Consider the following 15,298-nt stretch of genomic DNA (forward strand, 5'->3'; position numbering starts at 1 on the left):
TATTAATACTAATCGTATTATATGTTTTTACCAAACGCAATCTCCATAATCTGCTACGCAATTTCCTTACTTACAACACGCATTAAATTGTCATCTTCTTTTTCCCAAGACAGCAAGTTCATACTTCCGTACCATACAATTTCCTCATCAATAATCGCATAGTGTTCATGCATGATTGGTTCCTGCCTTACCTTTATTCCAACCTCCATAAGCTGATTAATCAATTGTCTTGTCTTATCCACTCTGTTTTCAGGATAACTTTCTGGCTTCAAGGTTATGACGGTAACCGTCACCCCAGATTCTTGCCTTTTTCTTATCAATGAAATAATTCGTTTTACTTTCTTTTCATTGATACCTGGACTAGAAATAATAATATTGTTATTCGCTTCAAGAAGATCTTTTTCATAGATTGCCCCATAGGATTCATTGTCGTAAATGGCATTTGCAATCTGCTTTTTATCAGTTAACGTCAAGCATATTTCATAACCAATTTTCTTATATGCACGAAGTCTCTTATGGTACATTCTCTCCAGAACACGGATATGTGAATCTACATAATCATAAATTATTACATCCTGTTTTCCTTCAAAATCTCTATGTAATCGCCCTGCATATTGTTCTACATTTCCCTGCCATGCGATTGGTGTGGTTAGCATCATGGTATCAAGCCTTGGATAATTAAAACCTTCCCCAATATATTGTCCTATTGCCACGAGTACAGTTGTTTCATTTTCTGGTACTTCCTTCATTTTCTTTCTGATTAAATCTCGCTCTTTGGCACTTTTTCCACCCTGCAACAAGAAAATATGATCCGCTTTACCACTTAACTTGTCATATAAATACGCTGCATGATCTTTGAATTTTGTTAACACCAGAGGTGTTCTTCCATTCTCAAGACAAGCTTCTACATCAGAAATGATCTGATTATTTCTAATGTCACTTTCTCTAACCATTTGATATGCGTCATTTATTTTTAGCGTTTCTCCTTCAGCATGTACCAGCCTTGTAAAACGCGGATAAACAAAATGTTCAATTCCTTGCTCTTTTGCCTTATCCTTCGCTGTGTAACGATACCTGATTGGACCAAACTGCATAAATACTTTCTGCTCTTGACCATCATCACGTTTTGGTGTTGCAGTCAGACCATAGACATATTTTGCATTTACTTCATTTAACACTTCTTCTGCTGTTTGCGAAGCTCCATGATGACATTCATCCATGATAACTAAGCCGTAATCTTTCACCAATTGGTTGATTTCTCCTTTTTTGCCAAGGGAGGAAATCATTACAACATCTATAATTCCAGTAACCGAATTATGTCCTGCATACATACGTCCGATTACACTTTTTCTCTTTTTTATCCTGCCGGTAGCAGTTTTATACTCTGGTAGTTCTTCGTCAATATGTAGAAACTTTTCAAAATCCTCTACCCAGTTCTTCATAATTTCTGTATTTTGAACCAATATCAGAGTATTCACTTTACGTGCAGACACAAGATATGCTCCAACAGCTGTCTTTCCAAATGCAGTAGCAGCTCCAAGTATCCCAATATCAAAAGAAAGCATTTTATCAGCTGCTTTCTTTTGTTCTGGATACAGTTCTCCTACAAAAGAAACTGATATGCTTCTACCAGCTTGTCTACAATCTTCTTTATTAAATGATACTCCTGAATCTGTAAGCCGTTCAACAAGGTTTTCCTCACAACCACGAGGGATGCAAACATAATGTTCAACATCCTGACTACACGATATAATTCTTGCAGTTCCCTGTGATAAAAATCCCATTGCCTGATTCTTATAAAACTGTGGATTGCTAAATGCAGCTAATCTCCGAATTTGATTCTGCAAACGTGGCTTTACATTCTCTATATCTATATAAATCTGATTCGCCAATGTAATGTTTAAAATACCATTAACATCAGATGTCTCAAATCTTTGTTTCTTCTTTTCCCATGGCTTTGATTCTTCATTTTCACTTTTTTCTACATTCCCACTCATATCTTCTGCAAGAACTCCAAGTAATCCATCTGCCGTCCACTCATTTACTTTTTCTTCAATATAAGCTTTGGATATTTTACTGGTCTCTCCTAGAACGTTCCATTGATTCGGATATGCATTCCATTTTTCATCAATAAAAGCACTATTTCCATTTTTCAAAGCCTGTCCTTGTAGTGGCAATGCTATCAGATTCCCCAATCCGCCCTCTGGCATATGATCCTGTGCCGGTAGCATTCTATCATAAGACTTAAAATTCTTTTGATTTACAGATTCTGCTCCTTTTGTAAGTAATGCTGTTCCAAATTTCCGAGCAAGAGATGCAGGAATAGATTCATCAAAAAACAGCCAAATATGTGCACCCTTCCCTGAGCGTGAGCGTTCCACCAATACTTGAATATTATTATTTTCACATATGGCACGCATTGCATTTACTTCTTCCATCCATTCATCGTCAGTATTTGCAAAATCATCTCCATTTGTTTTTTCATCATGATTATCAAAATCAAACACGAGGAAATTACATGTTTCATCCGGAAACATCGGATATAAGCCAATTACGTCAGAGCAATCCTCTCTTTCGCCTTTTAGGTGATTCATTATATTTTCACCAATCAGTGGCTTATAGTTTTGATTCTTACACTCACCACACTTGATCTTGTTACCAGTTTTCTTAGGACATATACCATCTTTCCAGAAGTTCCAACACTGCGTATAATAACCAGTCTTTCCTGTCTTAGGATTAGGCTTACCACCACGCTTGCTATATACATCCATTCTTCCTTTGAACATAGAATAAAAGTATTTTGCGTGATTTTGGGTTATAACTTCTGGAATTATAAGTGCTCCTTGATTTTCTTCAGTAGAGTCAGTATGTAGCTCTGTTTCTTCAGGTTGGTCAACATCATTTTTATAAGGAATCTTTGCTTCCATCAAAATACCTTGAAGATAATCCACTCTGGATTCCAGATTGTAAACTTTTTGTTGTAATTCTTGTATTATTTTATCTTTGTCATCCATGGGAATACCTCCTTTACTTTTCCTATCAGGCTGCAAGTTGTTGCAAGTTACTGCAAGTTAAATTTTGATGTTTTCAGCTCAGTTCCATGTGTTTTTCGTTAAAAATGGATGGTATAAGTCCGATAAAACATTTTATTGCAAGTTACTGCAAGTTAAACTTATGCCCAGTGAGGAATATATTTCATATATCTAGGCGCCGTATTTTCATCAAGTGGTTTAATTAAGCCCGCATCTACTGTGTCCTTAATAACTCGAGAGGATTTATAACTTTCTTTATCCGTCAATCCAAACACTTCTCTAATGTCAGAATTTCCAACAGCACCAAAGTTAACATATGCCAGACACGCTTGCATATAACATGTTCTGATACGATCTTCTTTTGTAGTAATATCAAATGGGACTTTTGCAAACAAAACAACTTTTGTAAATTGATTATTTTGATTTTCAATACGAGGAGCAAGCATTTCATTCCGACTGGTTGCTGCTACAATTTTATCGTATCCACTACCACGTTCCTCGCATATACCACATTTATGCATAAATCCAGCCATATTCTCATTTCGAGATACTGGAACCGTATCTACAATACGATCGATTGAAATAAGCGGTGCACCTGCATTCGAAAACTCAATTCTATTTTCAAAAATCTCTACCATCGGATTAGTACCACGTTGTTCCAGTGATTGATGTATCATAATATTAGCAATCAATTCACGGATAGCAATTTCTGGAAAGCTAAAAATCGACTTTCTAGTAGCCTCTACAATTACCTCTTCCTGAGGAATAATCGTCATAATGTACTGCACAATGTCTTCGTATGCAAAAGCATAGCCACCGGAGAACTCTTTTTCTCTTACTGCCTCCAACCTAGAAATGCCCTTATACCAGATAACTCTAACCGTTCTACGTGCAAGATTATCAAACTTCTTTAAATCCTTTGCAATCATCAATGCACCTAAATTAGTAATATCCCAATTTCCTGCATCATTCTTCTTAATAAATTTTTCGTTATTTAAATCCTCAAAAACTTTGTCGCGGTTTCTCGGAATAGGCAGTTCCATTTTATCATAATACCTTGGATATTCAAGAAGCATAACAATTTCATCTTCCATCATATTACTAGCAGCAATACGAAGTTCGTATGGAGTCGTATCAAATATTCTCCATAACTCCATTTCCTTGTCCTTATATCCTACCAACGGTTTTAAATTAGTACCTACACGTATATACGCAGTTGCTCCAAACTTGGTTGTTTCTGTTTCTGCACACGGAATTTCTAATAACACCACTGTTATATTATTCCCCATCGACACTTCAAAAAACTTAAAATTTATCTTAGGATTTATCATTCTTGCAAGCCATGCTTCTAATTCTTCGTTTCCTTTTTTCATCTTTCTGTATTCAAAATTAGTACCACTTATCTCATGTGTATCATCCTCTATTCCCCATACAAGATATGCTTTTGGTTTTTCAAACAAAGCTGCCACATTACTAAGTCCTGAAATATATTCTGCTATTCTCTCTGGATCTTTGCTATTACATTTAAATTCAACCCATTCAACTTCACTTGGAAGCTTTGCTAATTCCCTGACAAGACTTTGAAGATATTCTATTGATCTAGTTGCCATTATTTCACCTACCTCTATGTTTTGACTTATAATAAATACATATTTTTTATGGCTTAGTTCTACGAATTCATTGTTTCTTTGGATATATTAATTTAATAATATTCTAGTATAATTCCTTAGTGGAGCTTGACCATTTACACTATTAACATTCTCCAAGTCGTTTGCAAATACACAAATGGTATGAATAATATTCTCTATTATTCCCCATCTCATTTCATTCTATAAACTTCACAATATCCACCAAAGAACTGATCTATTTTATCAAGTCTTTCTCGTACTTTTTATGAGTAATTTTATTCTTTTAATAAGTATCTTTGTGATTTTTATTTACTTTTTACTTGCTGTTTTTTGTATTTGAGAGTCAATGACAAATAGTAATGGTGAGTTCTCGAAACTCTCAGTTCTTTCTATATGTCTTTGTTCTATTTTCTTGTCTCTTATAGGATTTACAACTTTAACGTACACAAATATTCTTTTATCAGTTTCCTCTGCTTTTGCATACTTTTCTATTTGTTCTTCATACCCATGCATATAATCCTCATTTGAAGACAATTTTATTTCCACAACTGTTTTATCCATTCCTCGACTGATTTTCAAATCTACAGGACCTGGTCCTTCATTTGCTTCAAAAGACATATCAATGTTATTTGTTGAGCAATAATATTTTCCACTCAAATGTAATAATCGTTGCAATGACTTTTCTCTTCTATTTGTGGCTATCGATATAATTTCATCCCATCCTTTATTATTTTCTATCCAATCCTTAGAAGTGATAGAACCTTTAAAGATGCATGCCAACTATCGATTCCAGAATTATCTGCGTGTTCTAAGAAATTAAAAAGTCCGCACTTCTTCATCTGTTTAAATGTATCTGCAATCAAATAATCCCAATTATTTGCTAATTCGTATTCATTTATCTCCGCCTGCCTATAGCTTTCAATCAGACGCATACATCTGTCAAAATCATGAAATATATGATTTTTTATATACTCTTTTTTGTCGGCAGAACACATTTTTCTCCATTCTTTTCCTACTGCTTCATTTACTTCGTCTCTAATTGCTTTATTCTCTGCAATTACCCTATCGATGTCACTCCAAGAACGAGCAATTGGAATTTCATGCAAGATATCTATGGGTAAATATAGTAATTCACAATTTTTAAATGGATTAATTGCGATTTCATCCCTGAATTTAATCTAATAATATCTAGCAAAATTTAGTCCTAATTTACGGTTCACTTTCCGAGTATATTCCCTAATATCCGGCAGAATAATGGTTGCTATCATATCACTTAATCGATCAGATGAAACATTTTTTTCAAACAAACCAACTAATTGAAAAATTTCTGGCTGCTTTGAGCCTGCCTCTACGATATCAAAAGCATCACTAATAACTTGCTCCGATAATATTGGTCCAAACCCCGCATCCATTCCAGTTTCTGATACGCCCAAATTAATCCCTTTTACTCCCGGGAAATCAAATTTCTCCAACGCAGTTCGATACAATTTATCATCCTTATTATTAGAATTATCAAGCAAAATCATTATTGTGCGAAAAAAGTCATTTATTTCATCCAATTCATTATCTAAACGAAAAAATTCTGATACAAAAATATCCTCCATAAAATTCCTCCTTTTATCAGCTTTACACTTGCATATTTTTTATGCAAAAGTATTTTTCCTGTTTAAGAACATTTCCTATATCTAACGGCATTTTTTCTAAAAGTTTCTCTTTACTAATTTGTTTCAGCTTATTGATTCCAAAAGCATTACTTATTTGATTCAAAGTCTCTTTATCCGAACATATGCTAAACAATTGTTCAAAAAATTGATAAACCGATTGAATTACATTGTCTCGAATCATATTATCCAAATGAAACTGCATCATGTTTTCATACGAAAGAATTCCGTTTTTTAATTCTACTAACAACAATTCACTTTCTCCAGAATACTGCCATTTTGAATATTTCTCTAATTGAGAGATAAATTGTACAAACATTTGATTACTAAAGGACCAATTTACTCCATCAATCACGGTGACGATTTTTCCATCAGGATAATCAGTTTTTGGCCAATAAGCTCCATAACCTGGCAAATAGAAATTAACTGACTTTCCTGTGCGAAAATGAAAATATTCTAAGCTGTTCATAATATTTTTTCCCGTAGGAAGATCTGGTCTAGTTACAAGAATACCAATTGTGTCATCCATAATACCATGCCGTCTAACATTATCATTTATTTCTTCCATCATCATCTGATATGTCAATGCATCAAACATCCTTATCTTTTCCTCCGTTTTTTCGAAAGCTTATATTTTATCTTCATTTATCTTTATATCAAATGTCATCTCTTCCACAATCTTTATGCATTCGTCCACATGCCGCTTAATATCATCGCTCCAAAACCTAACAAACGTCCACCCTTCAAATAAAATTCTTTTGTTGACCTTATCATCTCATTCTCTATATCGAGAAATCTTGCTAATCCAGCACTCGCCATTATTACGCTTTTCTAATCTAGATTTCAATACTTCCCAGTCTTTTCCATGAAAAAATTCTCCATCACAGAATATTGCTATACTGTATTTTTTGAGTACAACATCTGGCTTCCCATAAAAAACTTTGCAGTTTTTTCTGTACCAGTATCCCTTATGCAATAATGCTTTATGAAGCTATTATTAATTATAAATCGAATTTCTCACCTTTTGTAATAACAAACATAATTCTTATTTGCATTTGAAAATCCCTGACAAGGTGGACCGCCTATAATAATGTCTATCTTAGGCAAACCTCCTAATTCTTCTTTAATTTGTTTTTCATCCATTGACGATATATCAACACATATTGCTTTTGATTTTTAAATGTTCCCTATATGTCTTTATGGCTGACTCCTTAAAATCAATACCCGCAACTGGAATAAATCCTGCTTGTTCAAAGCCTAAACTCAATCCACCACATCCACAAAACAAATCTATAAATCTAATTTTTTTCACTGAAATTGCTCCTTGTAATTAATTCTATAATGCACTCTTCCCAGTCTTCACCCAGTCATCCACCTCAGAAAATTTGAATTTCCAAAGCCTTCCTACCTTATGTGCTGGTATTGCACCTTTTTTTATCCAGCTTCTTATAGTGTCTTTGGTCACTCCCAGATAATCTGCTGTCTCTTCTAAACTTGACCATTTTTCAGTAACTTCTGACATTGCTTTTCCTCCATTTTTTGATACTAAGTATAGTTACCCTAATTTAAAATTATACATAATAAAATGTGAAATAACAACCGATATTTTACTTGTTAAGTATGATTTAATGGTATTTATTTTTTCATAAATTTAATAATGACCAGCCAACGCACACCTGAATTTCTTGCTTTTCGAGACGCAATCAAGGATAACCTGTATCGTATATGTGTTTTGAAATTTTATATTGGACAGGTATCCGAGAAGGTGAATTGCTAGCTCTGACAGCGGAAGATATTAATCTTACCGAAAAGAATATTCGTGTCAATAAGACCTACTCCCGAAGCAAAGGAAAAGATGTTATTACTACTCCAAAGACCAAGAAAAGCAAGCGCACCGTTCCTATTCCAGACTTTCTATTTCAAGAAGTAAAGGATTATATAGACAGACAATATATGCTTGATCCAAAGAGCAGATTATTTCCTTTCACCAAATCATTTCTTGCACATGAAATGAAACGAGGCACCAAAGCCTCTGGAGTAAAGAAAATACGAATTCATGACGTAAGACACTCGCACGTTTCCCTTCTTATCAATGAGGGCTACGATGCAATTGTGATTGCTGACAGACTGGGACATGAGAAAGTATCCACAACGTTAAACACTTACTCGCACATGTTTCCACACAAACAGAAAGAATTGGTTGATAATCTTCAAAATCTTGGTGAGAAAGCAATTCCTACACCACCTTCTCCAGATAATATCTTTTCACTGGACATTTTTGAAGATACTATGGAAGACACAGCAGCAGCTAATTTTCCACCAACACCAATTGGTCCTGTTCCAAAAGAAAAGGCACCCGGAAAAATAATCCAAATGCCAATTCGAAACATTGTTTAATATCAACTTTAATAACAGCCATGCTGTAAAATCATGCGCTGTATTGTCACTAAATTCTACTATAAGCCACATAATAACTAAGAAAAAGGATAGTTGCGGTTAGTAGCAGAGTAGTAGCAGAGACAAAAGAAAAGTCCAGGAACGCCCTATTTTATAAGGCTTCCCAGACTCATCGCTACTATTCAAACTCTATCGTAGCCGGTGGCTTACCCGTACAGTCATAGAGCACTCTATTAATATGTTTCACTTCATTTACAATTCGAGATGACACCTTCCCAATAACTTCCCAAGGCAGTTCCGCAGCTTCCGCTGTCATGAAATCCGAGGTAGTTACGGCACGAAGAGCCACTGCATAATCATAGGTTCTCTCATCTCCCATAACACCAACGGAGCGCATGTTAGTAAGGGCAGCGAAATATTGTCCTATGGATCTGTCCAATCCGGCTTTTGCAATTTCTTCGCGGTAAATGTAATCTGCTTCCTGTAATATCTTAATCTTTTCTTCTGTTACATCTCCGATGATACGGATGGCAAGTCCTGGTCCCGGGAATGGCTGTCTAAAGACCAGGTTTTCAGGAATTCCAAGTTCCAAACCTGCTTTTCGTACTTCATCCTTAAACAGGTTGCGAAGAGGTTCTATTATCTCTTTAAAATCCACATAATCGGGTAGTCCACCTACATTATGATGACTTTTAATCACTGCTGATTTGCCAAGACCACTCTCAATTACGTCAGGATATATCGTTCCCTGAACCAGGAAGTCCACGGTTCCAATCTTCTTCGCTTCTTCTTCAAATACACGAATGAACTCTTCACCGATGATTTTTCTCTTAGTCTCAGGCTCGGACACACCTGCTAATTTATCATAAAATCTCTGCTGAACATTTACACGGATAAAGTTCACATCAAACTGCTCTGTAAATATCTTCTCAACTTCGTCACCTTCGTTTTTACGAAGCAGACCGTGGTCAACGAAAATACAGGTTAATTGCTTTCCAACAGCCTTACTAATCATTACTGCAGCTACAGAGGAATCTACTCCGCCGGATAAGGCGCATAATACTTTTTTATCACCGATCTTTTCTTTTAACGCTTTTATGGATTCTTCCGCAAAGGAATCCATCTTCCAGTCTCCGGCACAGTTACATACCTTATAAAGGAAGTTGTGAAGCATTTTGGTTCCTTCCTGGGTATGGACAACTTCCGGATGGAATTGTACACCATATAAATTCTGTGAAGGCTTTTCTAAGCCGGCTACCGGGCAGGAATCGGAATGGGCAGATACAGTAAAGCCCTCGGGTAATACTTCAACGTAATCGGTATGGCTCATCCAGCAGATCAAGCTTTCCATTACATCTTCAAATAATTTTGAATTTTTATTCACCTTTACTTCTGTCTTACCATATTCTCTGACAGGAGCTTTGGAAACCTTACCGCCAAGTAAATACGTCATTAACTGGCAGCCATAGCAGATTCCCAGAACCGGAATACCTAATTCAAATATTTCTTTATCGCAGGTTGGAGAGTCTTCTGCATAGACACTGGCCGGCCCACCGGTAAATATGATACCCTTGGGATTTATTTCTTTTATTCTTTCAAGACTTGTGTTGTAAGGCAATACCTCGCAATATACATTACATTCCCTTACTCTTCTGGCTATCAGCTGATTGTACTGACCTCCAAAATCCAAGACAATTACTATTTCCTTATCCACTCGTTTTTCCTCCTACTAGACTATGATTATCTGGTATCTTGTCAATTTAAACATATAGCCTATTTTACAACATTTTTTTCGTGAACACCAGTACAAAATATTTCATTATTATATTAAAATCTGTGCAACTTATCTATAAAGGCAATTTGAAAAAGTTTTATTTTAAGCTGTATCCTATTTTATGGAGTCTTTAGGATAAATCCCTGTAAATTTAATTGTAAATCAATTGAAACTTAATAGAATTAAGACCTGTAAATAAAATGGATTACACCCTTGAACACACGTTCTTTCTATAGTATAATAAATCAAAGCATAATGTTCTTTTAAACGCTAAGCGACGACTAACATCGGTATCCTATGCATTAATAAGTTTATAACTTTATGTCCTCATTCCATATACCTTTTTTTGAATTTGAACTAATACAGCTCAAATTTTAAACTTGGAATTTGAACTCGAATTTTAAACTCGGATTTTGAACTCGAATCTTGAACGCGAATATTGAACTCGAATTTTGAACTCGAATCTTGACCTCGGATTTTGAACTCGAATCTTGAACGCGAATCTTGACCTCGAATTTTGAATTCGAACTATATATCTTAGATTACAAATGAAATCATCAATATAACTCAAATTTTGAAACTCATACTTTATATTACATTATGAACCCAAATTACAATCTAATACAAAATACAAAACTAATAGAAAGAGGTAACTAAGAGATGATTTTAGGAGAAGTATGTTTAGGAACAAATGATGTAATCAGATTGGCTGATTTTTACAGAAAAATATTATATATCAGTTCTGATTGTAAAGACGAAGTACATCAATTCATAATTACCGAGGGGACCACCTTAACAGTTTATAATGACGGGACAATTAAAAATAATCCAAGTCCGAATATCAGCCTGGCCTTTACTGTGGATGACGTAGATATAGAGTATGAGCGTTTCATAAAACTTGAAATTCCCATTCTAGATGGACCTACATTACAGCCTTGGGGCGCCAAGAACATGCATTTTAAAGATCCGGACGGTAATGATATATATTTTAGGAGTTTTCCTGAGCAAAAGTAAATTAAGAAACGCTTTTCATTAGAATGTTCAGATTTAATAATTTACATAACATTTTATTATGGAATATTAAAATAAAAATTTAAGAGGGTAAGATACCAATGTCATCTTAACTTAATGACATTGGTATCTTACTGCCCCTCTTTTTTTTGCCCATATATTATTTATTTTTTATCAAATATAGTCAATTAAGTTCATCCAAAGTTTTATAATAAGAAGGCAGAAACTCTTCCATAAATATCTCCACTTCCTTAAGTTCCATCTCCCTTAATGTCTCTGTTAAACTTAGCTTTGCACTGGAAAACTCCGTATTACCTGCATTTTCTTCCTGTATGCATTTTATGAGTGCCGAGAGTTTATCTGCAGCTTTCAGTAGTTTCCAAAGATATTCCTCCCCTTCCATTTGAAAAAAGATGGATTGATAGGAATCCCTCATATCTTCCGGCAGCATGTCAACTAAACGTCTGGCTGCTATTTTTTCTATGTCTTTAAAGGCAGCCTGAATCTCTTTATTATAATATTTAACCGGAGTTGGCATATCTCCGGTTATAATCTCAGTAGAGTCATGATAAAGACCAATTAGAGCAGCTTTTTCTGCATTCAAAGTATTACCCAGGCGTTTATTGCTGATAACAGCCAGTGCATGGGCTAACATGCTTACCTCCAGGGAATGTTCGGATATATTCTCTGTCTGTGAGTTTCGCATGAGTGCCCATCGTTCTATATATTTCATTCGTGACATCATAGCAAAGAAATGGCTGTCCATATATACTCCAATCTCGAAGCGATTAAAACTTAACTATAGTATCACCTCTGCTGTATTACATACTTTTTAGTTGTATCATACTTTTTTACTATTATATAGCCTACAATAAGTATAATAACGTTTGCTTATATTTTTTCTATTACATAGTTTAATACTACTATATTACCTTTAAGTTATCCTTCTGATAATCCTCCAGCTGTCTTTTTACATAAATACCGGTATAGGAATTCTTGTTCTCAGCAATTTCTTCTGGTGTTCCCTTAGCGATGACAGTACCACCCTTATCTCCGCCTTCCGGTCCCATATCGATAATATAATCCGCTGTCTTAATTACATCTAAGTTGTGTTCGATTACAACCACTGAATTGCCGCCCTCAGAAAGCCTTCTTAAGATTTCAATTAATTTGTGGACATCTGCAAAATGGAGTCCGGTTGTCGGTTCATCCAAAATGTATATCGTCTTACCGGTACTGCGCTTGCTAAGTTCCGTTGCCAGTTTGATTCTTTGGGCTTCCCCGCCGGAGAGTGTAGTGGATGGCTGTCCAAGTCGGATATAAGACAAACCTACGTCATATAAGGTTTCAATCTTTCGCCGGATGGAAGGCATATTCTCAAAGAACTTCATGGCCTCTTCCACCGTCATATCAAGCACATCGTATATATTCTTTCCCTTATATCTTACTTCCAGGGTTTCACGGTTATAGCGTTTTCCGCCGCAGACTTCACAAGGTACATAGACATCCGGTAAAAAGTTCATCTCAATTTTTATAATTCCGTCACCGCTGCAGGCTTCACAGCGTCCGCCTTTTACATTAAAGCTGAAGCGACCTTTTGAGTAACCTTTCATCTTAGCATCCGGTGTAGCAGAGAATAAGTCCCTGATCTGGTCAAATACACCGGTATAGGTTGCAGGGTTTGATCTGGGTGTTCTTCCAATCGGTGACTGGTCAATATTAATTACTTTATCCAGTCTATCCAGTCCAATCATATCCTCATGCTTGCCCGGAATACAACGGGCCCGGTTAAGATCCCTTGCCAGACGCTTATACAATATCTCCGTAACCAGAGAGCTCTTACCGGAACCGGATACTCCGGTTATACAGGTCATTATTCCAAGTGGGATATCCACTGTAACATTCTTTAAATTATTCTCCTTGGCACCTTTAATCGTTATATATCCGCTTGGTTGTCTTCTAATCTCCGGAATGGGAATCTTTATCCTTCCGCTCAGATATGCTCCGGTTATGGATTCTTCCACTTTCATGATTTCTTCCGCCGTACCGGCAGCAATCACTTCTCCACCGTGCTCTCCTGCTCCTGGTCCGATATCGATTATATAATCTGCCGCAAACATGGTATCTTCGTCATGCTCAACCACAATTAAGGTATTGCCGAGTTCTTTTAAGTTTTTGAGAGTCTTTAAAAGCTTATCATTGTCTCTTTGATGAAGACCGATACTTGGTTCATCCAGAATATAAGCAACACCTACCAGACCTGATCCAATCTGGGTCGCCAGTCGGATTCTCTGAGCTTCACCACCGGATAAGGAGCCGGTAGCTCTAGATAAGGATAAGTAGTCAAGACCAACATCCATTAAGAAGCCTACTCTTGCCCGGATTTCCTTAAGTACCAGTTCTCCGATTTTAAGCTGGGTCGGCGTAAGTTCTAACTTACTCATGAAGTCACTTAAATCACGGATGGAGTATTCCGTTACATCCGAGATATTTTTATTATTAATGGTAACCGCCAGGGATTCCTTCTTTAAACGCTTACCACCGCATTCTTTACAAGGTGTGGTTCTCATGAAACTTTCATATTCCTGTCTGGTGGATTCTGAGGCGGTTTCCCGGTAGCGTCTTTCCACGTTACGGATCAGACCTTCAAACGCTACGTCATATACCCCTTCACCACGTTGTCCCTTATAATGAACCTTTACAGATCTGCCATCGGTGCCGTGCATTATGACATATTTGATTTTCTCCGGTAAATCTTTATATGGTGTATATAGATCAAACTTATATTCCTTCGCCAGTGCTTCCAGGGTGCATCTGGTATAACTGGATTTATCAACTGCCGACTGCCAGCCTAATACAGCAATGGCACCTTCTGCCAGACTCAGGGAATGGTCAGGTATTATAAGTTCTTCTGCAAATTCCATCTTAAAGCCGATACCATGGCACTCCGGGCAGGCTCCAAAAGGATTATTAAAGGAAAAGCTCCTTGGTTCAATTTCATCAATACTGATACCGCAGTCCGGGCAGGCAAAGTTCTGACTAAAGGTTAAAGGTGCTTTATCCTGAACATCTACAAGCAACAGACCTTCTGCCAGTTTCAGGGAACTTTCGATAGAATCGGATAGCCTCTTTTCTATTCCTTCTTTTACAATCAGACGGTCTACAATGATTTCTATGTTATGTTTGATATTTTTTTCTAATTTAATCTCTTCGGATAATTCATAAAGGTGACCATCTACCATAACACGGACATATCCGCTTTTCTTGGCCTGTTCAAATAATTTAACATGTTCACCTTTTCTGCCTCTTACTACCGGAGCCAGCAGCTGAATCCTGCTGCCGCTTTCAAGACGCATTATTTCGTCCACCATCTGGTCAACAGTCTGTTTCTTTATCTCCTTACCGCATTTGGGGCAGTGGGGCGTACCGACTCTGGCATATAATAAACGAAAATAATCATAAATCTCCGTTACGGTTCCAACCGTGGAACGGGGATTTCGGTTAGTAGATTTCTGATCTATGGATATAGCAGGGGACAGACCTTCAATGCTTTCCACATTCGGTTTTTCCATCTGTCCTAAAAACTGCCTGGCATAGGAAGATAAGGATTCCATATATCTTCTTTGTCCTTCTGCATAGATTGTATCAAACGCCAAAGAGGACTTACCAGAACCGCTTAGCCCCGTCAGGACAACGAATTCATCCCGAGGTATATTCACACTGATATTCTTAAGGTTATGTTCCTTTGCCCCTCTGATTTTAATATAATGTTTCTTTTCAGCCATTTTAACACCT

Annotated in this window: 15 protein-coding genes; 2 read left to right on the plus strand and 13 right to left on the minus strand. The window is 36.4% G+C overall.

Features of this window, described 5'->3' with window-relative positions; genetic code table 11:
• Positions 1–53 precede the first annotated feature (53 nt).
• The 10 genes from QA584_RS25035 to QA584_RS25075 form a co-directional block, all read right to left on the minus strand.
• Entirely contained in the window at positions 54–3,014 is a 2,961-nt protein-coding gene (locus tag QA584_RS25035; RefSeq protein ID WP_278271829.1) for a TOTE conflict system archaeo-eukaryotic primase domain-containing protein, read from the minus strand.
• A 158-nt stretch (positions 3,015–3,172) separates the two neighbouring features.
• Positions 3,173–4,642: an ATP-binding protein gene (locus tag QA584_RS25040; RefSeq protein ID WP_278271830.1), complete on the minus strand. Its 1,470-nt coding sequence runs from the start codon at positions 4,640–4,642 to the stop codon at positions 3,173–3,175.
• Positions 4,643–4,969: 327 nt separating this feature from the next.
• Positions 4,970–5,440, minus strand: a complete 471-nt coding sequence (locus QA584_RS25045; RefSeq protein ID WP_278271831.1) for a hypothetical protein — start codon at positions 5,438–5,440, stop codon at positions 4,970–4,972.
• The gene (locus QA584_RS25050; protein WP_278271832.1) at positions 5,395–5,766 is read right to left on the minus strand and encodes a hypothetical protein; all 372 of its coding nucleotides are present in this window, start codon (positions 5,764–5,766) and stop codon (positions 5,395–5,397) included. Before QA584_RS25050 ends, QA584_RS25045 begins: the two co-directional genes overlap by 46 nt.
• A 72-nt stretch (positions 5,767–5,838) precedes the next feature.
• Positions 5,839–6,264 carry a hypothetical protein gene (locus tag QA584_RS25055; protein WP_278271833.1) on the minus strand — a complete coding sequence of 142 codons (426 nt, stop codon included), beginning with the start codon at positions 6,262–6,264 and terminating at the stop codon, positions 5,839–5,841.
• A 22-nt stretch (positions 6,265–6,286) separates the two neighbouring features.
• On the minus strand, positions 6,287–6,919 hold the full coding sequence (locus QA584_RS25060; RefSeq protein ID WP_278271834.1) for a hypothetical protein: 633 nt from the start codon (positions 6,917–6,919) through the stop codon (positions 6,287–6,289).
• A 177-nt stretch (positions 6,920–7,096) separates the two neighbouring features.
• Positions 7,097–7,297 (minus strand): hypothetical protein, encoded by a 201-nt coding sequence (locus tag QA584_RS28760; RefSeq protein ID WP_334306016.1) that lies wholly within the window; start codon positions 7,295–7,297, stop codon positions 7,097–7,099.
• A gap of 41 nt (positions 7,298–7,338) precedes the next feature.
• Positions 7,339–7,464, minus strand: coding sequence for a DNA cytosine methyltransferase (locus QA584_RS28915; protein WP_442870344.1), 126 nt, complete (start codon positions 7,462–7,464; stop codon positions 7,339–7,341).
• Positions 7,465–7,474: 10 nt separating this feature from the next.
• A complete protein-coding gene (locus tag QA584_RS25070) occupies positions 7,475–7,633 on the minus strand; it encodes a DNA cytosine methyltransferase (protein WP_278271835.1) in 159 nt (52 codons plus the stop codon).
• A 24-nt stretch (positions 7,634–7,657) separates the two neighbouring features.
• Complete coding sequence (locus QA584_RS25075; RefSeq protein ID WP_278271836.1) at positions 7,658–7,843, minus strand: helix-turn-helix domain-containing protein; 186 nt, start codon at positions 7,841–7,843, stop codon at positions 7,658–7,660.
• Between the two features lie 203 nt (positions 7,844–8,046).
• On the opposite strand from QA584_RS25075, the gene QA584_RS25080 reads away from it, so the two are divergent.
• Positions 8,047–8,718 carry a site-specific integrase gene (locus QA584_RS25080; protein WP_278271837.1) on the plus strand — a complete coding sequence of 224 codons (672 nt, stop codon included), beginning with the start codon at positions 8,047–8,049 and terminating at the stop codon, positions 8,716–8,718.
• Positions 8,719–8,896: 178 nt separating this feature from the next.
• On the opposite strand, the gene guaA is transcribed toward QA584_RS25080, so the two are convergent.
• Complete coding sequence (guaA, locus tag QA584_RS25085; protein WP_278271838.1) at positions 8,897–10,432, minus strand: glutamine-hydrolyzing GMP synthase; 1,536 nt, start codon at positions 10,430–10,432, stop codon at positions 8,897–8,899.
• 720 nt (positions 10,433–11,152) lie between these two features.
• Here guaA and QA584_RS25090 point away from each other — a divergent pair.
• The gene (locus QA584_RS25090; protein WP_278271839.1) at positions 11,153–11,506 is read left to right on the plus strand and encodes a VOC family protein; all 354 of its coding nucleotides are present in this window, start codon (positions 11,153–11,155) and stop codon (positions 11,504–11,506) included.
• Between the two features lie 181 nt (positions 11,507–11,687).
• Here the strand turns inward: QA584_RS25090 and yfbR are convergent, their stop codons facing one another.
• Both yfbR and uvrA read right to left on the minus strand, forming a co-directional pair.
• Positions 11,688–12,269, minus strand: a complete 582-nt coding sequence (gene yfbR / locus QA584_RS25095) for a 5'-deoxynucleotidase (protein ID WP_278271840.1) — start codon at positions 12,267–12,269, stop codon at positions 11,688–11,690.
• A 157-nt stretch (positions 12,270–12,426) separates the two neighbouring features.
• Positions 12,427–15,288, minus strand: coding sequence for an excinuclease ABC subunit UvrA (gene uvrA, locus QA584_RS25100; RefSeq protein WP_278271841.1), 2,862 nt, complete (start codon positions 15,286–15,288; stop codon positions 12,427–12,429).
• Between the last annotated feature and the right edge of the window lie 10 nt (positions 15,289–15,298).

Origin of the sequence: Anaerocolumna sp. AGMB13025, assembly GCF_029689925.1 — a bacterium.
Taxonomy (GTDB): Bacteria; Bacillota; Clostridia; order Lachnospirales; family Lachnospiraceae; genus Anaerocolumna.

What these genes read in the sequence shown, in the direction of transcription:
- QA584_RS25035 (WP_278271829.1), bottom strand. Translation starts at nt 3,014, where the DNA reads ATGGATGACAAAGATAAAATAATACAAGAATTACAACAAAAAGTTTAC.
- QA584_RS25040 (WP_278271830.1), bottom strand. Translation starts at nt 4,642, where the DNA reads ATGGCAACTAGATCAATAGAATATCTTCAAAGTCTTGTCAGGGAATTA.
- QA584_RS25055 (WP_278271833.1), bottom strand. Translation starts at nt 6,264, where the DNA reads ATGGAGGATATTTTTGTATCAGAATTTTTTCGTTTAGATAATGAATTG.
- QA584_RS25060 (WP_278271834.1), bottom strand. Translation starts at nt 6,919, where the DNA reads ATGTTTGATGCATTGACATATCAGATGATGATGGAAGAAATAAATGAT.
- QA584_RS28915 (WP_442870344.1), bottom strand. Translation starts at nt 7,464, where the DNA reads ATGGATGAAAAACAAATTAAAGAAGAATTAGGAGGTTTGCCTAAGATA.
- QA584_RS25075 (WP_278271836.1), bottom strand. Translation starts at nt 7,843, where the DNA reads ATGTCAGAAGTTACTGAAAAATGGTCAAGTTTAGAAGAGACAGCAGAT.
- QA584_RS25080 (WP_278271837.1), top strand. Translation starts at nt 8,047, where the DNA reads ATGTGTTTTGAAATTTTATATTGGACAGGTATCCGAGAAGGTGAATTG.
- QA584_RS25090 (WP_278271839.1), top strand. Translation starts at nt 11,153, where the DNA reads ATGATTTTAGGAGAAGTATGTTTAGGAACAAATGATGTAATCAGATTG.
- yfbR (WP_278271840.1), bottom strand. Translation starts at nt 12,269, where the DNA reads ATGGACAGCCATTTCTTTGCTATGATGTCACGAATGAAATATATAGAA.
- uvrA (WP_278271841.1), bottom strand. Translation starts at nt 15,288, where the DNA reads ATGGCTGAAAAGAAACATTATATTAAAATCAGAGGGGCAAAGGAACAT.